At 72.0% G+C, this 22,948-nt stretch carries 22 protein-coding genes; 7 read left to right on the forward strand and 15 right to left on the reverse strand.

Annotated features, from left to right (window positions below; all coding sequences use genetic code 11):
* Nucleotides 1-27 precede the first annotated feature (27 nt).
* Genes JKV81_RS20055 through JKV81_RS20070 form a run of 4 tightly spaced genes read right to left on the reverse strand, consistent with a single transcriptional unit; the run spans nucleotide 28 to nucleotide 4,479 of the window.
* Nucleotides 28-780 (reverse strand): amino acid ABC transporter ATP-binding protein, encoded by a 753-nt coding sequence (locus tag JKV81_RS20055; protein WP_129266891.1) that lies wholly within the window; start codon nucleotides 778-780, stop codon nucleotides 28-30.
* 44 nt (nucleotides 781-824) lie between these two features.
* Nucleotides 825-1,727 (reverse strand): amino acid ABC transporter permease, encoded by a 903-nt coding sequence (locus JKV81_RS20060; RefSeq protein ID WP_129261733.1) that lies wholly within the window; start codon nucleotides 1,725-1,727, stop codon nucleotides 825-827.
* A 44-nt stretch (nucleotides 1,728-1,771) separates the two neighbouring features.
* On the reverse strand, nucleotides 1,772-3,613 hold the full coding sequence (locus tag JKV81_RS20065; protein WP_202077026.1) for an FAD/NAD(P)-binding protein: 1,842 nt from the start codon (nucleotides 3,611-3,613) through the stop codon (nucleotides 1,772-1,774).
* On the reverse strand, nucleotides 3,610-4,479 hold the full coding sequence (locus JKV81_RS20070) for an amino acid ABC transporter permease (protein ID WP_202077028.1): 870 nt from the start codon (nucleotides 4,477-4,479) through the stop codon (nucleotides 3,610-3,612). The genes JKV81_RS20065 and JKV81_RS20070 overlap by 4 nt, the downstream gene beginning before the upstream one ends.
* Nucleotides 4,480-4,928: 449 nt before the next feature.
* Between JKV81_RS20070 and JKV81_RS20075 the strand changes: the two genes are divergently transcribed.
* On the forward strand, nucleotides 4,929-5,870 hold the full coding sequence (locus JKV81_RS20075) for an ABC transporter substrate-binding protein (RefSeq protein WP_202077030.1): 942 nt from the start codon (nucleotides 4,929-4,931) through the stop codon (nucleotides 5,868-5,870).
* Between the two features lie 39 nt (nucleotides 5,871-5,909).
* On the opposite strand, the gene JKV81_RS20080 is transcribed toward JKV81_RS20075, so the two are convergent.
* Nucleotides 5,910-7,121, reverse strand: coding sequence for a DUF5685 family protein (locus JKV81_RS20080; RefSeq protein WP_202077032.1), 1,212 nt, complete (start codon nucleotides 7,119-7,121; stop codon nucleotides 5,910-5,912).
* Between the two features lie 309 nt (nucleotides 7,122-7,430).
* Between JKV81_RS20080 and JKV81_RS20085 the strand changes: the two genes are divergently transcribed.
* Nucleotides 7,431-7,871 (forward strand): cell division protein SepF, encoded by a 441-nt coding sequence (locus tag JKV81_RS20085; RefSeq protein ID WP_099177908.1) that lies wholly within the window; start codon nucleotides 7,431-7,433, stop codon nucleotides 7,869-7,871.
* 21 nt (nucleotides 7,872-7,892) lie between these two features.
* Here the strand turns inward: JKV81_RS20085 and JKV81_RS20090 are convergent, their stop codons facing one another.
* Together JKV81_RS20090 and JKV81_RS20095 are read right to left on the reverse strand one after the other, a co-directional pair.
* The gene (locus JKV81_RS20090; RefSeq protein ID WP_129261744.1) at nucleotides 7,893-9,122 is read right to left on the reverse strand and encodes an acyl-CoA dehydrogenase family protein; all 1,230 of its coding nucleotides are present in this window, start codon (nucleotides 9,120-9,122) and stop codon (nucleotides 7,893-7,895) included.
* 91 nt (nucleotides 9,123-9,213) lie between these two features.
* Nucleotides 9,214-10,947, reverse strand: coding sequence for an MFS transporter (locus tag JKV81_RS20095; RefSeq protein WP_202077034.1), 1,734 nt, complete (start codon nucleotides 10,945-10,947; stop codon nucleotides 9,214-9,216).
* A 480-nt stretch (nucleotides 10,948-11,427) separates the two neighbouring features.
* Here JKV81_RS20095 and JKV81_RS20100 point away from each other — a divergent pair, with 480 nt between their 5' ends.
* Nucleotides 11,428-12,468: a phosphatase PAP2 family protein gene (locus JKV81_RS20100; RefSeq protein WP_202077036.1), complete on the forward strand. Its 1,041-nt coding sequence runs from the start codon at nucleotides 11,428-11,430 to the stop codon at nucleotides 12,466-12,468.
* Between the two features lie 81 nt (nucleotides 12,469-12,549).
* Here the strand turns inward: JKV81_RS20100 and JKV81_RS20105 are convergent, their stop codons facing one another.
* On the reverse strand, nucleotides 12,550-12,765 hold the full coding sequence (locus JKV81_RS20105; protein WP_124279509.1) for an I78 family peptidase inhibitor: 216 nt from the start codon (nucleotides 12,763-12,765) through the stop codon (nucleotides 12,550-12,552).
* Nucleotides 12,766-13,199: 434 nt separating this feature from the next.
* Nucleotides 13,200-14,480 carry a glycosyltransferase family 4 protein gene (locus tag JKV81_RS20110; RefSeq protein WP_202077038.1) on the reverse strand — a complete coding sequence of 427 codons (1,281 nt, stop codon included), beginning with the start codon at nucleotides 14,478-14,480 and terminating at the stop codon, nucleotides 13,200-13,202.
* Between the two features lie 302 nt (nucleotides 14,481-14,782).
* Here JKV81_RS20110 and JKV81_RS20115 point away from each other — a divergent pair, with 302 nt between their 5' ends.
* Together JKV81_RS20115 and JKV81_RS20120 are read left to right on the forward strand one after the other, a co-directional pair.
* Complete coding sequence (locus JKV81_RS20115) at nucleotides 14,783-15,565, forward strand: DUF8842 C-terminal domain-containing protein (protein WP_099177902.1); 783 nt, start codon at nucleotides 14,783-14,785, stop codon at nucleotides 15,563-15,565.
* 137 nt (nucleotides 15,566-15,702) lie between these two features.
* Nucleotides 15,703-16,008, forward strand: coding sequence for a hypothetical protein (locus JKV81_RS20120; protein WP_124279507.1), 306 nt, complete (start codon nucleotides 15,703-15,705; stop codon nucleotides 16,006-16,008).
* 66 nt (nucleotides 16,009-16,074) lie between these two features.
* On the opposite strand, the gene der is transcribed toward JKV81_RS20120, so the two are convergent.
* From der to aroH, 5 genes are all read right to left on the reverse strand, one after another.
* Complete coding sequence (gene der / locus JKV81_RS20125; protein ID WP_129261751.1) at nucleotides 16,075-17,544, reverse strand: ribosome biogenesis GTPase Der; 1,470 nt, start codon at nucleotides 17,542-17,544, stop codon at nucleotides 16,075-16,077.
* A 63-nt stretch (nucleotides 17,545-17,607) separates the two neighbouring features.
* Nucleotides 17,608-18,267: a lysophospholipid acyltransferase family protein gene (locus JKV81_RS20130; protein ID WP_129261753.1), complete on the reverse strand. Its 660-nt coding sequence runs from the start codon at nucleotides 18,265-18,267 to the stop codon at nucleotides 17,608-17,610.
* Nucleotides 18,264-18,980, reverse strand: a complete 717-nt coding sequence (gene cmk / locus JKV81_RS20135) for a (d)CMP kinase (protein ID WP_129261755.1) — start codon at nucleotides 18,978-18,980, stop codon at nucleotides 18,264-18,266. Before cmk ends, JKV81_RS20130 begins: the two co-directional genes overlap by 4 nt.
* Nucleotides 18,981-19,104: 124 nt before the next feature.
* Nucleotides 19,105-20,190: a prephenate dehydrogenase gene (locus tag JKV81_RS20140; protein ID WP_202077040.1), complete on the reverse strand. Its 1,086-nt coding sequence runs from the start codon at nucleotides 20,188-20,190 to the stop codon at nucleotides 19,105-19,107.
* Entirely contained in the window at nucleotides 20,187-20,549 is a 363-nt protein-coding gene (aroH, locus tag JKV81_RS20145; protein ID WP_124279503.1) for a chorismate mutase, read from the reverse strand. Before aroH ends, JKV81_RS20140 begins: the two co-directional genes overlap by 4 nt.
* Nucleotides 20,550-20,803: 254 nt before the next feature.
* Here aroH and JKV81_RS20150 point away from each other — a divergent pair, with 254 nt between their 5' ends.
* Complete coding sequence (locus JKV81_RS20150) at nucleotides 20,804-21,202, forward strand: Rieske (2Fe-2S) protein (RefSeq protein ID WP_129261759.1); 399 nt, start codon at nucleotides 20,804-20,806, stop codon at nucleotides 21,200-21,202.
* 33 nt (nucleotides 21,203-21,235) lie between these two features.
* Nucleotides 21,236-21,928 (forward strand): nucleotidyltransferase domain-containing protein, encoded by a 693-nt coding sequence (locus JKV81_RS20155; RefSeq protein WP_202077042.1) that lies wholly within the window; start codon nucleotides 21,236-21,238, stop codon nucleotides 21,926-21,928.
* Between the two features lie 25 nt (nucleotides 21,929-21,953).
* Here JKV81_RS20155 and JKV81_RS20160 read toward each other — a convergent pair whose 3' ends face one another.
* The gene (locus tag JKV81_RS20160) at nucleotides 21,954-22,904 is read right to left on the reverse strand and encodes a class I SAM-dependent methyltransferase (RefSeq protein WP_202077043.1); all 951 of its coding nucleotides are present in this window, start codon (nucleotides 22,902-22,904) and stop codon (nucleotides 21,954-21,956) included.
* Nucleotides 22,905-22,948: the final 44 nt, after the last annotated feature.

Here is a 22,948-nt window from a genome sequence, read left to right on the forward strand (position 1 = left end):
GTTCCGGGGCGGTTGCGGGGACATGGGTCAGAGGACCTTGGAGAGGAAGGCGCGGGTGCGCTCCTGGACGGGGTGGTCGAGTACGTCGGCGGGCGGGCCCTGCTCGACGATCCGTCCCTCGTCCATGAAGACGACGGTGTCGGCGACCTCGCGGGCGAAGCCGATCTCGTGGGTGACGACGATCATCGTGGTGCCCCCGTGGGCCAGGTCCTTGATGACGTCGAGGACCTCGCCGACGAGTTCGGGGTCGAGCGCCGAGGTCGGCTCGTCGAAGAGCAGCAGTTTCGGTTCCAGGGCGAGGGCGCGGGCGATCGCGACGCGCTGCTGCTGACCGCCGGAGAGCTGCTTGGGGTAGGCGCCGGCCTTGTCGGCGAGCCCGACCCGTGCCAGGAGCTTCTCGGCCGCGGCGACGGCGTCCTTGCGGGGACGGCCGAGCGCGGCGACCGGGGCCTCGATGACGTTCTCGAGGACGGTGAGGTGCGGGAAGAGGTTGAAGTTCTGGAAGACGAAGCCGATCGCGGTGCGCTGGCGCAGGACCTCGCGCTCGCGCAGCTCGTACAGCTTGTTGCCGGACCTGCGGTAGCCGACGAGGGTGCCGTCGACGTTGATCCAGCCCTGGTCGACCTTCTCCAGGTGGTTGATGGTGCGCAGCAGGGTGGACTTGCCCGATCCGGAGGGGCCGAGGACGACGGTCACCTCTCCGGCGCGTACGGACAGGTCGATGCCGCGGAGCACCTCGAGCGGGCCGAAGCTCTTGTGGACGGAGCGGATCTCGACCATGGCGTCGGGTCCGGTGACTTCTTCTGCGGGTTCTGCGGTCGCGCTCATCGCACGGCCCCCTTGGCGTAGTGGCGTTCGACGTAGTGCTGGAGGACGGAGAGCACGGTGGTCAGGAGGATGTACCAGGCGGTGGCGACCATGAGCAGGGGCACCACGCGGCCGTTGCGCCCGTAGACGACCTGGACCTGGTAGAAGAGTTCGCCGATCGCCATCACGGAGACGATCGAGGTGCCCTTGAAGAGGGAGATGATCTCGTTGGCGGCGTTCGGCAGGATGGAGCGCATGGCCTGCGGGAGCACGATGCGCCGCAGCTGCCGCAGCCGCGGTATGCCGAGCGCGGCGGCGGCTTCCAACTGGCCGCTGTCCACGGCGAGTACGCCGCCCCGGACGATCTCAGCCGCGTACGCCGCCTGGTGCAGGGCGAGCCCGAGGACGGCGGCGCTCATCGCGCCGACGAGGTTCATCGTGTCGAAGGAGACGAAGCCGGGCCCGAAGGGGATGCCGAATTCGAGTTCCTTGTAGAGGTAGGCCAGGTTGAACCAGAAGAGCAGCTGGACGATGAGCGGGATGGAGCGGAACGCCCAGATGTACGCGTACGAGACCGCCCTGAGGAACGGGCTGGCGGACAGCCGCATGAAGGCCAGGACGATGCCGAGCGCGAAGCCGACCACCGTGCCGTAGAAGGTCAGCTGGAGCGTGACCCAGACGGCGTGGAGGATCGTCTCGGTGGTGATGAAGCGGGCGAAGACGTCCCACTCCCAGCCGGGGTTGGTGACGAGGCCGTTGACGAACTGGGCGAGCAGCACGGCCGTGGCCGCGACGGCCACCCAGCGCCAGGGGTGGCGCAGGGGGACGACTTCCAGCGTCTCGTGCTCCTGGGCGGCGGGCTTCGGGCCGGGGTCGGTCCCGGCGGGTGGGTGGACGGGTGGATCGCTGGTCAGCGACATGGCGGGAGTTCCTTCTGCGACAGGGGTACGGAGAGGGGCCGTGCTCACGCGGTGAGGCGGTCCCGACAGGAGAGGTCGCGCAGGAACGCGAGGGCCGTGCGGGCGGTGGCGTCGTTCTGCCGGAAGGCCGCGCCGCCGGTGCGGGGGCGGGTGAAGGCGCCGGCGGAGCGCGCGGTGGTGTACGGGCCAAGGGCGAAGCGGCGCGGGTGCGGGCGGCCGTCGGTGTCCAGGATCCGGCTGTCGGCGGGGTCCACGGAGAGCAGTCCCGTGTCGGTGCCGGCCGCCCCGTCCTCGTACAGCGCGCTCAGCAGCGGGCTGCGGGTCCTGCGCAGCGAGGGGTCGGGCAGCCGGGCCTCGACCAGGGCGCGGGCCTCGGTGTACGCCCCGGGCACGCTGGTGCTGCGGGCCCGGAAGACCCCGTGTTCCTCGTCGGACTCGACGGTCATGCCGGCGCCCAGGAAGCGGACGACGCCGGCCTGCGAGAGGGCGAGGAGCTGGCGCAGCCGTGGCCCCGGGGGCCCGGAGGCGATGTAGTTGAAGAAGCCGTGCCACCAGGCGCCGATGTCGCCGGCCCCGGTCAGCTGCCCGTAGACGGAGAGCAGTCCGAGGAAGACGGAGAGGTCGGGGCTGTGGGCGGGGTCGTGGCGGCGTTCGAGGTCGGCGGTGATGTAGGCGCGCAGCCCGTCCTGCAGTGAGTCGTACGAGGTGTGGCGCACCCCGTCGAGCGGGTGGTCGAGGGCGTCGAGGTCGAGCCGGTCGGCCGGGTCGGGGACTGCGGAGGCGACGAGGGCCGCGAGCTCGGGGCTGCCGTGCTCGGCGACGGCGTACTTCTCCTCGAAGTCGGTGAGGTCCACGGTGGTGCGCTCGGGGTGGGCGGTGAAGAGCCGGTGGTAGTGGGCGTGGCCCAGCTCCTTGGCGATCAGCGGCCACAGATCACGCCGGAAGTCCACGGGGCCGCCCCCGTGCAGCAGCTCCTCCACCTGGGCGGCACCGAAGTGGCTTGGCAGGGGCGGCCGTTCGCCCTCCCAGGTGTAGCCGATCTTGGAGTGGTACGGCACGCCGCGCCGCGACCCGACGTACAGGACGGGCTCCCTGCCGGAGGGGAGGTAGACCCCGTCCTCGTACCGTCCGCCGCGCCCCTCGGTGAGCAGCACCATGAGGTCGATGAAGGCGAGGCCGAAGCCGCGTACGAGGACGGGCTCGCCGGCCGGTACGGCGGACAGGTCGGTGTCGGCGGTGAAGTCGGGCGGCAGGTGGACCAGTCCGTGCCGGGCGGCGAAGGCGGCCAGCTCGCGCTGTTCGGCGTCCGGTTCGGCGTCGAGGTGGCCGACGGTGAGGACGACGAGGTCGGCCTCGATCGGCTCGGCGCGCCCCTGGATCCGTACGCGCTGCCGGCCGCCGCGCGGCCCGGAGACGCGCAGGGCGTGGCCCGTGTGCTCGTGGACGGTGATACCGGGCGGGAGCGCGGCGACCGCCTGCTCGTACACCCAGCGCAGATAGGCGCTCTGCAGCCTCCGGCTGGGGAAGCCCTGGCCGCCGAGGCCCCGGATCTCCTCCAGCACGGCGGGGTCGGCGGAGATGACGGTGCGCCCCTCGCGGACGTCCGCGGCCCAGGTGTGCAGGGCGGGACCGGGGCTGACCGGGCCCTCCAGCTGGACGGTGTCGTCGGTGAACATGGTGACGTCCTCGGCCATGGAGTTCATCCAGAGCAGCGGGGACTGGTCCTGCCGCCATATCCGGCCGCCTCCCGGCGGGTACGGGTCGACGATGTGGATGTCCAGGGGCCGGTCGCCGTACAGCTCGGCGGCGTTGGCGGCTATGCGTTCGATGACACCGGTGCCGCGGGGGCCGCCGCCTATGACGACGAGGGTCGGGGCGCCGCTCATCGGGCACCTGCCGTGCCGCGTGCGTAGTGGCGCTCCACGTAGTACTGGCCGACGGACAGCAGGGAGGTGATCGCGACGTACCAGAGGGTGGCGACCAGCAGCAGCGGGATGACCTCGTAGGTGCGGTGGTAGACGAGCTGCGCGGAGTAGAGCAGGTCCTGCACGGCGATGATGCTGACGATCGAGGTGCCCTTCAGCGTGCCGATCAGCATGTTGCCCGCGGGCGGCACGATGGAGCGCATGGCCTGCGGCAGCACGATCCGCCGGAACCGGCGCCAGGGGCCGAGACCGAGCGACTGGGCCGCCTCCAGCTGGCCGCGCTCGACGGACAGGATGCCGCCGCGGACCACTTCGGCGGCGTACGCGGCCTCGTGGAGCGTGAGTCCGATGACGGCGACGGCGATCGGGCTGAGGAGGTTGACCGTGTCGACGCCGAGGATCTGCGGGTAGAGGGCGCCGATGTTGAACCAGAAGAGCAGCTGGACCAGGATCGGTGTGGACCTGAACAGCCAGATGTAGCCCCAGCTCACCGCCCGCAGGACGGGGTTGCCGGAGAGCCTGAGCACGGCGAGCACGGTGCCGAGGGCGAAGCCGAGCACCACGACGAGGCCGGTGAGCCACAGGGTGAGCCCGAGGCCGCGCAGCACGGAGTCGGTGGTGAGGTAGGCGCCCACGACGTCCCACTGGAACGCCTTGTTGCGGACGACCGAGACGAGGGCCCCCGCGAGCAGGAGGAGTACGGCAACGGCCGCCGCCCACCTGCCTGTTCGGCGTACGGGCACGATGCGAGGGGCTTCTTCCTTCCCGGCGTGCTCACCCGGCGGGACGGAAAGGGACGGGGTGGGGACTTCTGTCTGCGCGGACATGCGAAGGCTCCGTGGATGCAGAGATCGAACACGGGGCGTGCCTTCAGCGCGAACACAACGTGGACCGGGCCCCTCAGCGCCGGTCCGCCTCTGAGAAAAGCGCCACCGGGTGCCGTTGTCAAGCTTGTCCAGAGTGTGAGCTGTACGTCTCAGTTCAGTTGACGCGCCACCGGATGCCTGTTCCACTTGGGCCATGTATTCGCAGCAGTGGCTGGTCACCCGCTCCCACATCGACTTCGGTCGCGTGTGGTCCTGTTCCTGTTGAGCTGACGCCCTGCGTTTCCTTTTCTCCCGCTCGCGCCGTAGCCGGCGCTGGAGCGGAGTCCCTTGCGTTCCTTCGCGTACACGACATGGCTCGGCCCTCCCCTCGTAACAGCTGATCTCCCGCCCCGACGCTCCGTGCTGCCCTGGCTCCGGAGCGGGGTCGACGAATCCGGAGAAACTCCGTCATGCCCCGAACCCGGCAGACCGCTGCCTTCGCACTGATCACCGTGGCCGCCCTCTCGCTCAGTGCCTGCGGATCGGGCGACCCCGCCACCGCGCCGGCCGGCGCGGGCTCCCCGGCGAAGGGGAAGATCCCGACGACCGACGTGGTCTCGTCGGTGAAGAAGAACGAGGACGCGGCGAAGCTGCTGCCCGAGAAGGTGCGCGCGGCCGGCACGCTGACGATCGCGTCCGCCACCGGCTCGCCTCCCGGCGGCGCCGCCTACCTGGAGGACGGGAAGACGCTCGCGGGGGCGGACGTCGACTTCGCGGACGCGGTGGCCAAGGCGCTCGGGCTGAAGCTGAAGCGGGAGATCGCCGCCTTCGAGGCGATCCTGCCCGCCCTGGGCAGCGGCAAGTACGACGTGGGCACGGGCAACTTCGGGGTGACGGACGAGCGCCGGAAGACCATCGACTTCGTCACCTACATCAACGACGGTCAGGGCTTCGCCGTCCGTGACGACAGCGATCTGAAGAAGGTCACCGACCTCACGCAGCTCTGCGGCCTGACCATCGGCACCGGCGCCGGGACGACCTTCGAGGCGACGCTGGAGGAGAACAAGCACCTGTGCTCCGACGCGGGCAAGAAGCCGTACGAGGTCAAGACGTACGGCGATCCGTCCGCCGTCTGGATCTCGCTCCAGCAGGGCCGCAGCGACATCGTGATGAACACGATCAACGGACTGCGCTACGGCGTGGCCCAGCTGGAGGGGCTGCGCTTCCTCAACGAGTACAAGCGCCTCGACGTCGGCTTCGTCTTCAAGAAGGGCACCCCGCTGGCGCCGGCCTTCCAGGCAGCGGTGAACGGCCTCAAGGCCGACGGGACCTACGACCGCATCCTGAAGAAGTGGGGCACCACCGGGTCGGCGATCGAGACCTCGCAGATCTCGCCGCCCGAGGTCAAGTGAGGCCGCCGGGTGCGACCCCGGCGGCCGCCTGACGCCGGATCAGCAGTCGCACCCGCAGTCGCAGCTCTCGCAGCAGCTGCAGCAGTTGCCGCAGCAGCTGCAGCCCTCCCCGCAGCCCTCGCACCAGTCACAGCAGTCGCCCTTGTGGCAGAGCCCCTCGCGCTCCTGGCCGCTCCAGGGGTCGTTGAAGTTGCTCGCGCAGCACATCTGGCAGGTGCAGGCGAGGCCGGCCCAGACCAGGCAGCCGGCGATGAGACCGCGGCGGTTGCGGGGCGGCTCGGGCGGGAGCGGCGGTCCGGGGGGACCGTACGGACCGCCCGGCGTCGGCGCGTACGGGTTGCCGGGCGGCGGTCCGAAGGAGCCCGAGGGCTGCCCGCCCGCCTGGTGCGAGCACGCGGTGGAGCCGAAGGCCCGGTCCACGGAGCGCCGCAGCTCGTGCACCAGGAGCACATGGGCCAGCGCGCCGTCGGTGAGCTCCGCGTCGCGCAGCGCCAGGCGTACGCCGTGCAGCGCGTCGTCGCACAGCCGGCGGGCCTCGGCGAGCGGGGTGCCGGTCGCGGTGAGCGGGTTCCAGGCACCCGACGCGGCGTCAGCCTCGCGGTCCTCCACGGCATCCAGCAGATGCGCGAGCCGCCCGAAGAGCCGGCCGGCCTCGGCCAGCGGCTCGGCGTTGCCCGGCCTGCCCGCGAGTACGGCGGTGTGCGCGAAGGCCGCGGCCGTCGCCGTCTCGGTGGGCTCGGTGACGGTCAGCAGGGAGGTGCCAGGTCCGGCGAGGGACTCGATGCCGGTCTGCCGGTCGACGGCGTCGACCAGGACGGCGGTGTCGAAGCCGAGCTCCGCTCCGGTGCGGGCCCCGGCCCGGTCCCAGCCGGCGGCGACCCGGCGTGCGGCGGCGGCCACCGGGCGCCGCTTCAACAGCCCGTCGCGGTCGGCGACATGGTCGCGCACCTTCGCGGACGCCAGGACGAGCGACACGGCAGCGGCGAGCCTGGCCCCTTCGCCCCGGGCGACCGGTGCCGTCCGCATGGAGCGCAGCGGGCACGGGCCGGCGGTGCGCCGCAGCCCGGCGGTGCGCTCGGACTGAGCCTCCGTCAGGACCGAGACGATCAGGCCATCGTAGTTCGTGACGACTCGGGCGAACTGCCCGTGGTCCGCGCGGAGCGCGAGGCAGAGCCCGCAGAGATGAGCCATCCACTCGGTCTTGAGCCCTTCGGACAGCCGATGGGTACAGGGCCTCACGATTCCGAACACGACGATCCCCCGGGAGCCGTTCACCTGATGAGCCGCGCCCGTACTCCGGCGCGGCGTGCATCGTACCGAGCGCTCCGTTCACCCGTACGCCCCCCATCTCACCCGTACGGGCGGGTGCATCATATTTTCCTTCCGCAAGCCCCCCTATGCGGTACGAACCCTGACGAATCGCCACATCTTCTGCACCAGTAGCGTCACGAATCGCGCGCACGGCGCCTATCCCCTTGGCGCTGTATCCGCATCATGGACGACCATAGGGATAGGAAAGAGATACGGAACACCAACGAACCGCGGTGAGAGGAGGCGTCCATGGGATCGGTGCGCAAGGCGAGCGCCTGGCTGGGCCTCGTGGAGGACAACGACGAGCGGTACTACGACGACGAGTACTCCGAGGATGCGGAGACCGGCACGAATCAGCCATGGGTGACCGACCCCCGCGTGCAGGTGGCCTCCGAGAAGGCCGAGGACACGGGCCGCCGGATCGCCACCGTCACCCCGGACAGCTTCCGGGACGCGCGTGGGATCGGCGAGCTGTTCCGGGACGGTGTGCCGGTGATCGTCAACCTCACGTCGATGGACCCCACCGACGCGAAGCGCGTCGTGGACTTCGCGGCGGGACTGACCTTCGGGCTGCGCGGCTCCATCGAGCGCGTGGCGACCAGGGTCTTCCTGCTGACCCCCGCCCACACCCAGGTGGTCAACGGCGAAGCCGTCGGCCGGCCGGCCGACGGCTTCTTCAACCAGAGCTGAGCGGGGCGCTCGCCGGAAGCCCTACCGGAAGGCGTCCAGGCCGGTGAGCGCCTTGCCCAGCACCAGCTGGTGCATCTCCACGGTGCCCTCGTAGGTGAGCACCGACTCCAGGTTCGTCGCGTGCCGCATCACGGGGTATTCCAGCGAGATCCCGTTGGCGCCGAGGATCGTGCGTGACGTGCGGCAGATCTCGATCGCCTCCCGCACGTTGTTGAGCTTTCCGAAGCTGACCTGCTCGGGGCGGATCCGGCCGGCGTCCATCCGGCGGCCCAGGTGGTGGGCGAGCAGGATGCCCTTGTGGAGTTCCAGGGCCATGTCCGCGAGCTTGGCCTGGGTGAGCTGGAATCCGCCGATGGGCCTGCCGAACTGCTCACGGGACTTCGCGTAGTCGAGGGCCGCCTCGAAGCTGGCGCGCGCGGCGCCCATGGCCCCCCAGACGATTCCGTAGCGGGCGTGGCTGAGGCAGCTGAGCGGGCCGCGCAGCCCGGTGGCGCCCGGCAGGACCGCGTCGGCGGGCAGCCGCACGCCGTCCAGGACCAGCTCGCTGGTGACCGAGGCGCGCAGCGACCACTTGTGCCGGATCTCGGGGGCGGAGAAGCCGGGGCTGTCCGTCGGCACGACGAACCCTCGGATCCCCGAGCCGCCGCCGGCCTGGTCGGTCTGCGCCCATACGACGGCGACCCCGGCGACCGAGCCGTTGGTGATCCACATCTTGCGGCCGGTGAGGACCCAGTCGTCGCCGTCCCGCTCGGCGTACGTCCGCATCCCGGCGGGGTCCGATCCGTGGTCGGGCTCGGTGAGGCCGAAGCATCCGATGGTCTCGCCGGCCGCCATGCCGGGCAGCCACTGCTGCTTCTGCTCCTCGGAGCCGAAGCGGTGGATGGCGTACATGGCGAGGGAGCCCTGGACGGAGACCAGGGAGCGGATGCCGGAGTCGGCGGCCTCCAGCTCCAGACAGGCCAGGCCGTACTGGACGGCGCTCGCCCCGGCGCAGCCGTAGCCCTGCAAGGACATGCCCAGCGCGCCGAGCGAGCCCAGCTCGCGGGCGAGGTCGCGGATGCCGGGGAGCTCGCCGTTCTCGTACCACTCGGCGATGTGCGGGAGGACCCGGTCGGCGGCCCAGGTGCGCACGGTGTCCCGGATCGCGAGGTCCTCGGGGTCGAGGAGGTCGTCGATGCCCAGGGGGTCGCCCGGATCGAACGGCTGGCTCTTCGGGGATCCTGACGGCTTCGCGGACTCGGTGGTGGACATGGGTGCCTCCGGCGGCTCGCACGGTACAGAGAACGCGCCACGGTACTAAAAACTAGCAGTGGTAGTTACGGCGCCGTGCCGACGTTACGGCTCAGCGTGCCGATCGTCCAGAGCCGGTGGCCTCGGCGGGTTGGCGCCGCGCGGGAAGGGCGGCCCGGCGTGCCGGAGCGTCCGGCACCGGGAGCCGGCGGGGCTCGCCGGACGGCGCGGGCCCCGCCGCCGCGGGCCTCGCGGCCTGCTCCGGGACGGCGGCGGTCCGCTCGCCGCAGGCCCCCTTCGCCGGAGGGCAGTCCATGACGCGCGGAAGGCGCAGCGCGGCGAGCGCCCCGAGCAGCAGGAGGCCCGCGCTGACCAGCAGGGTGATGTGCAGACCGTCGACGAAGGCGTGGCGGGCCGTGTTCCGCAGCAGGTCGCCCATGGGACCGCCCAGCCGGCCGGCCACCTGGTAGGCCTCGCCCAGCGAGTGCGAGGCGGCCGACCCGGCGGCGGCGGGCACGCCCTCCTCGTGGAGCCGGGAGAGCCCCGGCGCGTAGGCCGCGTTCATGACGCTGCCGAGCAGGGCGATCCCCATGCCGGCGCCGAGCTGGTACGAGGTCTCGCCGATCGCGGCCGCGCCGCCGGCCCGCTCGGCCGGGGCCTCGCTCAGCATCGACTCGTACGCCCCGAAGAGCGTGGACTGGAGCCCGAAGCCCAGCAGGACGAAGCCGGCGGTCAGCAGCACGGGCCGGTCGTGCTGGCCCATCAGCGTCAGCAGGAGCACCGAGGCCGCCGTGAGCACGAAGCCCCAGCCGACCATCCGCCTCGGACCGACACGGCTCAGGGTGTACGAGCCCGTGGCGCCGGCGGCCATGGCGGCGATGGTCAGCGGCAGCAGCCGCAGGCCGGTCTCCAGCGGACTGAGGTCCAGGACCAGCTGGAGGTACTGGACGGCGATCAGCTCCAGGCCGACCAGGGCCAGCATGGCGAGCACGATGCAGCCGACCGCGGTGGTGAAGGCGGGCCGGGAGAACATCGCGATGTCGATCAGCGGATGGGTGCGCCGCTTCTGCCTGCGTACGAAGAGGACGAGCAGGGCGGCTCCGGCGAACAGCGGCACGAGGGTGGCGGGGTTCAGCACGCCCTCACCGCCGCCGATCCGCTTGATTCCGAGGACGACCCCGAGCACGCCCCCCGCGGCCATCAGCGCGCCGAGCACGTCCCAGGGGCCGTCGTCCTCACCGCGCGACTCGGGCAGCAGCCAGCGCCCGGCCGGGAGGATGAGCGCCATGAGCGGGATGTTGATCAGGAAGACGGAGCCCCACCAGTAGTGCTCGACCAGGAAGCCGCCGATGACGGGCCCGGTCGCGGCGCCGACCGCGGCGACCGCGGTCCATATGCCGATGGCCAGGGCACGCTCGCGGCGGTCGGGGAAGACCTGGCGGAGTATCGAGAGCGTGGCCGGCATGATCATCGCGCCGCCGACGCCGAGCAGGGCGCGTGCCGCGATCAGCACCCCGGGTGACCCCGCCGTCGCGGCGAGCGCGGAGGCCAGGCCGAAGAGCGCGTAACCGAAGAGGAGGACACGCCGTCTGCCGATCCGGTCACCGAGCGTCCCGAAGAGGATCAGCAGCGAGGCGCAGACCAGCGGGTAGGCGTCCACGATCCACAGCAGGCCGACGGCGCTGGGCCGCAGGTCCTCGGTGACGGCGGGGACGGCCACGTGCAGCACGGTCGCGTCGAGCGCGACGAGCAGCAGGCTGAGGCAGAGGACGACCAGGACGACCCAGCGGTTGGCACCGTCGGCCGCTGCGCGCAGCCTGCTCACGGCCGTGGACGTCCCGGTCATGTACGTACCTCCCACAATGAGTCCCTCGCGCTCGGCAGACCCGCTGGGGATCCGGCTCACGGCGTCCCCCGGGCCCGGCATCGACGGGCGAGTGAGCCGTCAGCGTACGCGAGTTCCCGATGGTCACACGTGGTGCAGCTCATACGTTCACCGGCCACCGAGTGTGGCGTACACCACTCCGGCCCCTGTACGCGGGGTGACGTCCGGGCGTCGCCCCGGCGCCCCGGCGGCGCGGCCGCCCCGCGTCCGGCGGCTCACCCGAATGGCGCAGCGCCCACCGGGACATGGTCACGCCGAGCCATTTCATCGACACCCAAACATTTCTACGAATAGGGCCCGGAACTAATAGGGGACGGGCCGAAACCATTCCCCGGCGCACGAGGAATAGATACCGGTCTGAGACAAAGTCCACATCACATCGTCATCACAAAGACGCGGGATCGGCCGGATCACACACTCACTCGCTGTAACGTCCATTGCGTGCGTACCGACATCTTTGCCCGTCTGGACCGGGAGCCGGAACCGCCGAAGATAGAGACCCCGCGGATGAGTCGTCACCGCATCGCTCTCTTCGGCGGGACTTTGGCGTTCTATCTCGCCATCGTCGTCGCCGTGCTGGTCTCGTCCTGGCTGGTGGCCCTCGACTGGAAGGTCATGCTGTTCCGGCCCTACCAGCAGTGGCCGGAGCTCCACGCCTTCCTCGACTACTACGTCGTGCTCGGCCAGCGTGGCCCCACGGCCGTGATGGTCGCCTCCTGGCTCGGCTGGCGCTCCTGGCGCCAGCACACACTGCGTCCGCTGCTCACGCTGGGCGCCTCCCTGCTGCTGCTCAACCTGTCGGTGGGCGCGGTCAAGCTCGGGCTGGGGCGGCTCGGTCCGCACTACGCCACCCAGATCGGCTCGGCCGAGCTCTTCGCCGGCGGCGATATATTCCCCTCGGGTCACACCGCCAACGCCGTCGTGACCTGGGGAATCCTCGCCTATCTGGCCACCACGCCGCGGGCCAGGCGCTATCTGTCGGCCGTGTCGGCCTTCGTCTCCCTGGGCGTGGGACTCACCACCGTGTACATCGGCACCCACTGGCTCAGCGACGTGCTGCTGGGCTGGGCGGCCGGTCTGCTCATCCTGCTCGCCCTGCCCTGGTTCGAGCCGCTGATCACGCGCACCGAGGTCTGGATCCTCTCCGTGCGTGAGCAGTGGCGGAACCGCCGCGGGCTCCGGGAGCCCGTTCCACCGGCTCCCGTGACCACCCCCGAGCCGGTCCTGCTGCCGCAGGCGCTGGGCGGCGGAGCGGCCGCGGAGGGCGTCCAGGAGGCCGCGAGCACGGGCCAGGCGCCCGGGGCCGCCGGTCATCCCGGCGCGGCCACCAGGGCCCGGGCGCACCCTGCGCATCCTGTGCGTCCGGAGCGGACGCCGCCGGCCCCGGCCGGCTCGCGCCGCCCGCCGCACGCGGACCGCTCCCCGAGGAACAGCAGCGCCGGCCCCTCGCGGCCGGTGGCGGGCGGTCCGGTCGCCCCCTGACCCGCACGGGAGCCGGGCACGGCACGGCTCATGGAGAAGGCCCCGACTCACGTCGGGGCCTTCTTCCGTCGGGGGCCGGGCTCAGCCGACCCAGCAGCGGGTCACGGTCGAGGCGTCCACCTCGAAGTTGATGCGTCCGCCGCGGAACTCCATGGTGATGACGGTGCCCGGCGGAAGAGCCCGGACCGTGCTCCAGCCACGCGCTCTGGCCTGCCGTTCGGCGGCGTCGGCGTCGAGGCCGACGTAGGACTCGGGGGTGTCGTCCGGCTGGGCGGGTGGGGTCGGTACAGGTGCCATACCCCTCACCGTAGGCCGCCCCGCGCCCTGGCGGAAGCGATCGCGGGCACGGGTCCCGGCACATCCCCGTACACCTCGGCTGTCACGCTTGTGTCACAGGATCCCCACGCGCGTGTACGGAGGGCCACTTCACCCGGACGGCATACCGCCCGAATTGAAAGACCGCATGTGAATGCGCCGGGAAGAGTCCGCCGGGGTAAAGGGACGGACGGCGGATACGGGGTGTGACCGCATTTTCCGGGGGCTGCGGAAAAGAGGAATATACGGGCGCGCCACCTCGAATTCACTCGCCCTTATGCCTGCCTTACTTTTCCGCGCCGCGCCCCCGGGGCCCTCCGGCGAAGGGACCCGAGGGGGCACCCTACCCATCCGGAATACGACGGTCCGGGGTGCGGCATCCGGACGCTCGCGCGGCGTCCGGGTGCCGCTCCGGGTCAGGCCCGCCCTCGGCGGATCACCCCGGCCGCCTTGTAACGCAGCGCGTACGCCCCGTCCAGCACGGTCCCCCTGGACCGGTGGTAGGCGCTGCGCAGAAGGCTCTGCGATCCCGCTCCCCCGCCCTGCGCGGCCAGCTCGGCGAAGAGCCGATCGTGCCGTTCCGCGATCGGCGCGGGGTCGAAGCGCGCGGCGGAGGCCCGTGCGGCCTTGCCCATCCGGTGACGCAGGCCGTCGTCATCGATCAGGCCGAGCAGGGCCTTGGCGAAGGCGCCGGTGTCCCCGAGCGGCACCAGCCGTCCGTCCGTGCCGTCGGCGATGATCTCGGCGGGGCCGTGGGGGCAGTCGGTCGCCACGACGGGCACCCCGCAGCGCATCGCCTCCACGATCGTCATGCCGAACGACTCCCGCTCGGAGGTGACGGCGGCAATGGAGCTCTTGGGCCACTCCTCCTCCATCGGGTCGGCGGAACCCATGAGGAACACCCGCTCCCTGAGTCCCAGCTCGTCGACGAGCGTGCGCAGGGGCTGCTGCTCGTTGCCCGAGGCGTCCCCGGCGCCGTAGATTCGCAGCCGCCACTCCGGTCGCGCCGCCGCGATCTCGGCGAAGGCCCGGATCAGCACGTCGTAGCGCTTCACGCGGTGCAGCCGGCCCGCCGCCACGATCCACTTGGCGTCGCAGTCGGCGGGCGGGCCCGCGGGCTCGGGCACGCTGTTCGGGATGGCCTCGATCCGCACGCCGGGCAGCCGCAGACCGGTGCGGTAGTCCCGGGCGTCGGCCTCGGTGACGGTCGTGACGGCGTCGAGCTGCGCGTACCGGTGGCTTATCTCCCGGCGGAGCCGGTAGCCGTGGCTCTCCAGCGTGAGGTGCTCCTGGCCGACGCGCACCGGACCGCGCCGCGCCTGACGGCTGATGTGGACGTTGAGCCCGGGGCGCGTGCCGACGACGACATCGGCCTCCAGCCGGCCCAGATGGGCCGCGATGCGGCTGTCGGTGAGCCTGCTGTACTGCCGGTGCCTGGTGTCGCCACGCGGGAAGACGGAGGCGGGCCTCGCATGTTCGGCGGAGGATCCCTCGTACTCCGGGCTCGACTTGCGCAGGTCGACGAGGTGACTCATCCGCACACCGGCGGGCGCCCCGAGCTTCGGGTCGTCGCGGTGGCGGAAGACGGACACGATCTCGACGTCGTGCTGCTCGGCCAGCGTTCCGGCGAGCGTGAAGGTGGTACGGATCGTTCCCCCGATGCCGTACGCGTTGTGGAGCAGAAATGAAATGTGCATTACGTAGTCGTTTCCCCTGTTCGACTGGTCTGCAACGGACCTTACGTGGCGTCATGTCCTGCCACAGCATTCGCACAGGAGTCGTACAGACCCGTGACATTTCGAACGGAAGTACGCGCATCACGGGCCCTTACGCGGAATGTTCGGCTCCGGATCGTGTGCGCGATCCACCCGCTCCCCCGGTCCGCCGGCTCCGGCTCCTAATCCCCCGATTTCGCGCGTGACTCCGGCCCCGGGTCTTCCGTTGTCTCTTCATGAGCCGGGAACCACCCGGCCCACGCACCGAGTTCGAGGAGCCACCCGTGCCGCGCATGCTCGACGTCAGCGAGGACGTACGCGCCGAGATCGGCGATGCCGAAGCCGACCGGCTGCTCGTCGGCGACAGTGCCCCAGGCAGTTACGACTGCACCTCGTGCCGCACCCCCGGCGATTCCGACCAGGAGCGCACCAGCACGGTGCTGTTCGTGGGCGAGGAGACCGCCGTGCTCGCCTTCGCCCACGCGACCTGCATCCCCTCGCAGGTCGTCCAGGTCGCGGAGGACCAGCTCCAGGGCGCCGTGCGGTCCATCACCGGCAGCGAGCCACAGAATCCGGAGGGCCTCATGCCCGAACAGGCCGTCCTCGGCATCACCAGCGGTCTCGTCCTGATCGAGGACGACCTCCGCCCGGCCCTGGTCGTCGAACCGACCGGGCCGATCGCCCGGCCCGGCACGGACGGCAGCGGCGGCGACCAGTTCCTCCAGCTGCTGCTGGAGCAGGGTTTCCAGCCCACGCCCCATCTGAACCGGCTCCCCGGGGTCCTCCCCGGCTGGTCGGTCCTCCTCGCCATGGGCCAGCTGCACGCGGTGCTGCAGCCCGGCGCCGGCGGCGGCAGCCCGGTCGCCTGGTGGCAGGCGCACCAGCCGCTCCAGGTCACCGAGGGCTGGCGCACGGCCGCCAACAAGGCGCAGAGCGTGCTGGTCTTCGCCGCCCCGGCCGGTTCCATCGGCCAGCAGCCGCGCGAGGACCTGCTCCGTGACGCGCTGGACAAGGCCGCGGTCAACGGTCTCCTGGTCGCCGCGACGATGCCGCTCGCCGGGACCTGACGGTGCCGTCGCTGCCCTCCGCCCCCGGCCGAACATCGTTTTCTCCGTCGGGCCCGCATCCGACGGGCGGTGAGGTCGTTGGCACCTACGTGCACTCATACGACCCTCCACGCCAGCAGCAGACCCCGATTCCGGCCATGCGCCCGTCGCAGGAGCCCTCGGGCGGTAAGTCCCCCACCCCGATCTACGACGCGTTGTACTCCGAGTACAGGCGATCGTTCCGGGCGCTTCCCGGGGACCGCACCGGTGAGGAGAATCTCGGCTTCAGAACGTTCGGAATCGGGATGTTCGGCAGCCGTGCACCGCTGAGCGGCCGTACGACGGCGAACGCCCAGGGGAGTCACAGCGCGGGCAGCGGCAACCCCGGCTCCTGGCAGCGGGTCGGACGGCATGCGGGGCGGGCCCGGCCCGCGGCGCTGCCGCCCGGCTCCACGGACGCCTGAGGGACACGGCGAAGCCCCGGACCCCCCGCTCGCGCGGGTGGTCCGGGGCTTCGCCGTGTCACCGGGTCACTTCTTGCGGCCGCGCTTCTCGCGCACCCGCACCGAGATGTGGATCGGCGTGCCCTCGAAGCCGAACTCCTCGCGCAGACGGCGCTCGACGAAGCGGCGGTAGCCGTGCTCCAGGAAGCCGGACGCGAAGAGGACGAACCGCGGCGGCTTGGTGCCCGCCTGGGTGCCGAAGAGGATGCGGGGCTGCTTGCCGCCGCGCACCGGGTGCGGGTGGGAGGCGACGATCTCGCCGAGGAAGGCGTTCAGCCGGCCGGTGGGGACACGGGTTTCCCAGCCCTCGATCGCGGTCTCGATCGCGGGGACCAGCTTCTCCATGTGCCGGCCGGTGACGGCCGAGACGTTGACGCGCGGGGCCCAGGCGACCTGCGCGAGCTCCGTGTCGATCTCGCGCTCCAGGTAGTAGCGGCGCTCCTCGTCGAGGGTGTCCCACTTGTTGAAGGCGAGGACGACCGCACGGCCCGCTTCCACGGCCATCGTGACGATGCGCTGGTCCTGGACGCTGATGGACTCGCTGGAGTCGATCAGGATGACGGCGACCTCGGCCTTCTCCACGGCGGCCGCGGTACGCAGCGAGGCGTAGTAGTCCGCGCCCTCCTGGAGGTGGACCTTGCGGCGGATACCGGCCGTGTCGATGAACTTCCAGGTGACGCCGCCGAGCTCGATCAGCTCGTCGACCGGGTCGCGGGTGGTGCCGGCCAGCTCGTTGACGACGACACGGTCCTCGTTGGCGACCTTGTTCAGCAGCGAGGACTTGCCGACGTTCGGGCGGCCGATGAGCGCGATGCGGCGCGGGCCGCCGAGCGCGGTGCCGAAGGTCTGCGCCGGGGCCTCGGGCAGGGCCTCCAGGACGGCGTCCAGCATGTCGCCGGTGCCGCGGCCGTGCAGCGAGGAGACGGGGTGCGGCTCACCGAGGCCGAGCGACCAGAGCGCGGTGGCGTCGGCCTCGCCGCTCTGTCCGTCGACCTTGTTCGCGCACAGGACGACGGGCTTCTTGGCCTTGCGCAGCAGCCTGACGACGGCCTCGTCGGTGTCGGTCGCGCCGACCGTCGCGTCGACGACGAAGACGACCGCGTCGGCCGTCGAGATCGCGTACTCGGCCTGGGCGGCGACGGAGGCGTCGAGGCCCAGCACGTCCTGCTCCCAGCCGCCGGTGTCGACGACCTTGAAGCGGCGGCCCGCCCACTCGGCCTCGTAGCTGACGCGGTCACGGGTGACGCCGGGCTTGTCCTGGACGACGGCCTCACGGCGGCCGATGATCCGGTTCACCAGGGTCGACTTGCCGACGTTCGGGCGGCCGACGACGGCGAGCACGGGAAGCGGTCCGTGACCGGCCGCACCGATCGCGCCCTCGACCTCCTCGGGGTCGAACCCCTCCTGCGCGGCGAGCTCCATGAACTCCGCGTACTCGGCATCGCCAAGTGCTCCGTGCTCGTGGTCCGAGCCGTCGGAGTGAATCTGGTCGTTCATGAAGTCCGTTCCTCTTTGCATCATCATCGATGGGCCACGATCGCGCGGCCCACTACTCAAGTGTCACAGGCGTCCGGTGAGGCGCCTGGCGTTCTTCAGGTGAGCGGTCAGCTCACCCTGGATGCGCAGCGTCGCCTCGTCCAGTGCTTTCCTGGTCCGCCGCCCGCTGCCGTCGCCGGCCTGGAAGGCGTCGCCGAAGACGACGTCGACCCTGCTGCGCAGCGGAGGCAGTGCCGATATCAACCGTCCGCGGCGCTCCGTGCTTCCCAGGACCGCGACGGGCACGATCGGCGCCGCGCCGCGTACCGCGAAGTACGCGAGCCCCGCACGCAGGGAGGCGAAGTCGCCCTCGCCCCTGGTGCCCTCGGGGAAGATCCCGAGGACCCCGCCGTCGTCCAGCACGCCGAGTGCCTGCGTGATGGCGTTGCGGTCGACGGTCGTACGGTCCACCTTCAGCTGCCCGATTCCGCGCAGGAACGGGTCGAGGGGGCCGACGAACGCCTCTTTCTTGATCAGGAAGTGGACGGGCCGGGGCGCGGTGCCCATCAGCATCGGTCCGTCGAGATTGTGCGCGTGGTTCACCGCGAGTATGACGGGTCCCGTGGTGGGGACGCGCCACGCGCCGAGCACACGGGGCTTGAACAGCCCGTACATGAGCCCGATGCCGATCCCACGCCCGACGGCCGCTCCGCGCAGGGTCGGAGCGGTGGTGGCTTCGGTCACTTCGCGGCCTGCTTCTCCCCGACGAGGGTGACGACGCACTCGATGACCTGCGTCAGGGTCAGGTCGGTGGTGTCCACCTCGACGGCGTCACCGGCCTTGGCCAGCGGCGAGGTCTTGCGGCCGGAGTCGGCGGCGTCCCGCTTGATCAGCGCCTCCCGGGTCGCGGCCAGGTCGGAGCCCTTGACCTCACCGCTGCGGCGGGCGGCGCGCGCCTCCGGGGAGGCGGTCAGGAAGATCTTGATGTCGGCGTCGGGGAGCACGGTGGTGCCGATGTCACGGCCCTCGACGACGATGCCCCGCTCGGCCTCCTTGGCGATCGAGCGCTGCAGCTCGGTGATCAGGGCCCGCACCTCGGGGACGGCGCTGACGGCGCTGACCTTGGAGGTGACCTCCTGGGTGCGGATGGGGCCCGAGGCGTCCTCGCCGTCGACGGTGATCGTCGGGGCGGACGGGTCCGTGCCCGAGACGATGACCGGCTTGGCGGCGGCCGTGGCGATCTCGGCCGGGTTCTGCACGTCGATGCCGTTGTTCAGCATCCACCACGTGATCGCCCGGTACTGGGCGCCGGTGTCCAGGTAGCTCAGGCCGAGCTGCGCGGCGACGGCCTTGGAGGTGCTCGACTTGCCCGTGCCGGAGGGGCCGTCGATGGCGACGATCACTGCGGCCGGGGCGGTCCGGGCGGCGGCGCTTACGGTTTCCACGGTGGTGGACACCTTCCTGGTACACGGGGACGGGCGGAGCGGGGCAGGGCAGACCGGGGCGCCGCCCTCCCCACAAGGTTACCGAGTGCGCGAAGCGCCTTTGCACCCCTGTCTCCGGGCCCGTTCCCCCGGCCCGCTACGGGCGGATCGACCAGCCGCGCTCGCCGAGGGCGGCGGCGAGCGCGGGTGCGGCGCTGGGCTCGACCATCAGCTGGACCAGTCCGGCCTGCTGGCCGGTGGCGTGCTCGATGCGGACGTCCTCGATGTTGACGCCGGCCCGCCCGGCGTCGGCGAAGATGCTCGCCAGCTCGCCCGGCCGGTCGCTGATGAGCACGGCGACGATCTCGTACGACGCGGGGGCCGCCCCGTGCTTGCCGGGGACCCGGACCCGGCCGGCGTTGCCGCGGCGCAGGACGTCCTCGATGCCTTCGGTGCCGGTGCGGCGCTTGTCCTCGTCGGCGGACTGGAGGCCGCGCAGCGCCCGGACCGTCTCCTCCAGGTCGGTGGCGACGCCCGCCAGCACGTCGGCGACCGGGCCGGGGTTGGCGGAGAGGATCTCCACCCACATCCGGGGGTCGGAGGCCGCGATGCGGGTGACGTCCCTGATCCCCTGGCCGCACAGGCGTACGGCGGTCTCGTCGGCCTCCTCCAGCCGGGCGGCGACCATCGAGGAGATCAGCTGCGGGGTGTGGGAGACCAGGGCGACGGCGCGGTCGTGGGCGTCGGCGTCCATGACGACGGGGACGGCCCGGCAGAGCGCGACCAGCTCCAGGGCGAGGTTGAGGACCTCTGTGTCGGTCTCCCGGGTCGGGGTGAGGACCCAGGGGCGGCCCTCGAAGAGGTCGGCGGTGCCCGCGAGGGGCCCGGAGCGCTCCTTGCCGGCCATGGGGTGCGTGCCGATGTACGGCGTGAGGTCGACGCCCAGCGCCTCCAGCTCACGGCGCGGGCCGCCCTTGACGCTGGCGACGTCGAGATAGGCGCGCGCGGCCCCGTCACGCATCGCCGTGGCCAGCACGGAGGCGGTGTGGGCGGGCGGTACGGCGATGATCGCCAGGTCGACGGGGCCTTCGGGCGCCTCGTCCGTGCCGGCGCCGAGGGCGGCGGCGGTGTGCGCCGACGACGGGTCCCGGTCGGCCAGGTGGACCTGGACGCCGCGCCCCGCGAGGGCGAGGGCGGCGGAGGTGCCGACCAGGCCGGTACCGATGACGAGGGCTGTTCTCACTGGGCGATGTCCTTGCGGAGGGCGCCGGTGGCGCCGAGGTAGACGTGGCTGATCTCGGACTTGGAGAGATACGTCTCCACGTGCGCCAGGATGCGGACCACCCGGGGCATGGCCCCGGCGATGTCGAGCTCCTGGGCGCAGATCAGCGGTACGTCGACGATACCGAGGCCCCGGGCCGCCGCGGCCGGGAAGTCGCTGTGCAGGTCGGGGGTGGCGGTGAACCAGACGCTGATCAGGTCGTCGGCGACGAGCTGATTGCGCTCCAGGACCGCGGTGAGGAGTTCACTCACCCGCTCGTCCATGTGACCGGCTTCGTCCCGGTCCAGCTGGACGGCTCCACGGACTGCTCGTACCGCCACGTCGTCGTACCCCTCGTCGCCTCGTGCTGCGTGCCCTTTCAGCGTAGAGGTGCGGCGGCGCCGCCGGTCACGGTGCTCTGTCCGTGAGACACGGCGCGACACGACGCGGGCACAGCTCAGGCACGACGCGGGCACGGCGGAACGCTGAGAACACGGTGGGGGTGCGTGCCGCCGTGTCTGCGCGGCCGGGGCGCCCGGCGGGGTCACGATGCCTCTCGTCCGTCCGGACGCATCGACCCCCTGTGAGGAGAGCCATGAACGCACGGCGAAGGACGGTCCTGTCGGCGGGAGCCGCGGCCCTGGTAACCGGCTGCGGGTCGTCCGGCGGGGGCGGGGGCGGCGAGAGCTCCCCGCCCGCCTCCGGGGGCGCGGAACTGACCAGGACGTCCGAGATCCCGGTGGGCGGCGGCACGATCTTCGAGGACCGGAAGGTCGTGGTGACCCAGCCGGCCGCCGGCGAGTTCAAGGCCTTCTCCGCGGTGTGCACCCATGCGGGCTGCATCGTGTCCTCGGTCGCCGACGGCACCATCGACTGCGCGTGCCACGGCAGCCGGTTCAGCGTCGAGGACGGGGCGGTCGAACAGGGCCCGGCGACGCGCCCGCTGCCGGCGGAGCGGATCACCGTGGAGGGCGGCAGCATCCGGCTCGCTTAACGGGGGACACGGTGGCCGCGTACCCTCGCGCGCATGATCACCCCTGATGGCGAGCGGCTCGTACGGGAGCATACCGTCTACTCCTGTGTGATGGGCTCCCGCGCCTTCGGGCTGGCCACCGACGACAGCGACACGGACCGGCGCGGGGTGTTCCTCGCCCCCACCCCGCTGTTCTGGGGCTTCACGAAGCCGCCGACACATGTCGAGGGGCCGGCGGACGAGCAGTTCTCGTGGGAGCTGGAGCGCTTCTGCGAGCTGGCGCTGCGGGCGAACCCGAATGTGCTGGAGTGCCTGCACTCCCCGCTCGTGGAGCACGTCGACGCCACGGGCCGGGAGCTGATCGGTCTGCGCGGCGCGTTCCTGTCCCGGCAGGCGCACGGGACGTTCGTACGCTACGCACTCGGCCAGCGGCGGAAGCTGGAGGCCGATGTGCGGACCCACGGCGCTCCGCGCTGGAAGCACGCCATGCACCTGCTGCGGCTGCTGGCGTCCGGCCGGGACCTGCTGCGGACGGGCGAGCTGAGGATCGGGGTCGGGGACGCGCGCGAGGAGCTGCTGGCGGTGAAGCGGGGCGAGGTCCCGTGGGCCGAGGTGGAGCGCCGGATGACGCGCCTGGCCGAGGAGAACGACGAGGCGGCCGCCCGCTCCCCGCTGCCCCCGGAGCCCGACCGGGAACGCGTGGAGGCGTTCCTGGTACGGGCCCGGCGGGCGTCGGCGCGCGGCTGACGGCGGGCGGCGCGCCGCGGGCGGCCTACGGCTGGGCGGCGGCGTCCGCGGGGCGTCGCGCCACCCACAGCTGCCGGGTCGAGCGGACGACCAGGTCGTCCCGGTGCCGGACGTCCGCGGGGCCGCCGTCGAGCAGGGTGGAGAGCGCCGCGAGGTCGGCGGGGTCCGCCCGGCCGTCGAGGGCGCCGTGGATGCGGCCGAGCACGAGGTGGGCGTACTCACCCGTACCGGCGGGCAGCGGCGCGCGCAGCTCCAGCAGCTCCGTGCGCTCCTCCTCGACGGTGAGGCCGGCGGCGGCCAGCAGGGCACCCCAGTCGGCGCCCAGATGCGGCACCTGCTCGGCGTGCAGGCCGTCCAGCGCCGCACGGCACCGGGCCTCCAGGCCGGGGCGGCCGGCCACGGCGTCGTCCGGGAGGAAGCGCGGCAGTCCGTCCAGCTCGGCGACGGCCAGCAGTCCGCCGGGGCGCAGCGCGGCGCGGACCCCGGTGAGGGCGGCGGCCGGGTCGTCCACGTGGTGCAGGGAGGCCGAGGCCCAGACGAGGTCGGCGTCCGTGAGGCCGGCGAGCCCGGTGCCCGCGTCCGTCTCCAGGGTGTCCACCCGGTCGCCCAGGCCCTTTGCGCGGGCCGCCTCGACGAGCCGGGCGAGCATCGCGGGCGAGCTGTCGACGGCGGTCACCCGGGCCCGGGGGAAGTGTTCCAGCAGGGCGAACGTGCCGGTTCCGGTGCCCGATCCCAGGTCGACGACGTGGGTGACGCCGTCCCCGGCGAGGTCGGCGACCCGGCCGGTCACCGCGGTGAGGTACGGGGCGAAAATCGCGGCGTCGAGGTCGAGCACCTCGGCGAGCACGTCGTCCTGGCCGGTGTCGGCGTGGTCGTGCCCGTGGTCGTGCCCGTGCTCATGGTGATGACCGGGACCGTGGTGGTGCGAGGCGGCGGCGTGGGAGTGCGAGTGGGAGGGGGAAGCGGCGGATGTCATGACACCGAGCCTACGAATCTTTGCGCCCACCGCATACTCTCTTG

The organism is Streptomyces silvae (assembly GCF_016745505.1).
Classification (GTDB): Bacteria; Actinomycetota; Actinomycetes; order Streptomycetales; family Streptomycetaceae; genus Streptomyces; species Streptomyces silvae.

Excerpts from the sequence above, each read along its gene's own strand:
- JKV81_RS20090 (WP_129261744.1), bottom strand. The coding sequence starts at position 9,122 with ATGTCCACCACCGAGTCCGCGAAGCCGTCAGGATCCCCGAAGAGCCAG.
- JKV81_RS20120 (WP_124279507.1), top strand. The coding sequence starts at position 15,703 with ATGCGCCCGTCGCAGGAGCCCTCGGGCGGTAAGTCCCCCACCCCGATC.
- JKV81_RS20070 (WP_202077028.1), bottom strand. The coding sequence starts at position 4,479 with ATGTCCGCGCAGACAGAAGTCCCCACCCCGTCCCTTTCCGTCCCGCCG.
- JKV81_RS20065 (WP_202077026.1), bottom strand. The coding sequence starts at position 3,613 with ATGAGCGGCGCCCCGACCCTCGTCGTCATAGGCGGCGGCCCCCGCGGC.
- JKV81_RS20075 (WP_202077030.1), top strand. The coding sequence starts at position 4,929 with ATGCCCCGAACCCGGCAGACCGCTGCCTTCGCACTGATCACCGTGGCC.
- JKV81_RS20095 (WP_202077034.1), bottom strand. The coding sequence starts at position 10,947 with ATGACCGGGACGTCCACGGCCGTGAGCAGGCTGCGCGCAGCGGCCGAC.
- JKV81_RS20055 (WP_129266891.1), bottom strand. The coding sequence starts at position 780 with ATGGTCGAGATCCGCTCCGTCCACAAGAGCTTCGGCCCGCTCGAGGTG.
- JKV81_RS20105 (WP_124279509.1), bottom strand. The coding sequence starts at position 12,765 with ATGGCACCTGTACCGACCCCACCCGCCCAGCCGGACGACACCCCCGAG.
- JKV81_RS20060 (WP_129261733.1), bottom strand. The coding sequence starts at position 1,727 with ATGTCGCTGACCAGCGATCCACCCGTCCACCCACCCGCCGGGACCGAC.
- der (WP_129261751.1), bottom strand. The coding sequence starts at position 17,544 with ATGAACGACCAGATTCACTCCGACGGCTCGGACCACGAGCACGGAGCA.
- JKV81_RS20150 (WP_129261759.1), top strand. The coding sequence starts at position 20,804 with ATGAACGCACGGCGAAGGACGGTCCTGTCGGCGGGAGCCGCGGCCCTG.
- JKV81_RS20085 (WP_099177908.1), top strand. The coding sequence starts at position 7,431 with ATGGGATCGGTGCGCAAGGCGAGCGCCTGGCTGGGCCTCGTGGAGGAC.
- JKV81_RS20160 (WP_202077043.1), bottom strand. The coding sequence starts at position 22,904 with ATGACATCCGCCGCTTCCCCCTCCCACTCGCACTCCCACGCCGCCGCC.
- JKV81_RS20110 (WP_202077038.1), bottom strand. The coding sequence starts at position 14,480 with ATGCACATTTCATTTCTGCTCCACAACGCGTACGGCATCGGGGGAACG.
- JKV81_RS20155 (WP_202077042.1), top strand. The coding sequence starts at position 21,236 with ATGATCACCCCTGATGGCGAGCGGCTCGTACGGGAGCATACCGTCTAC.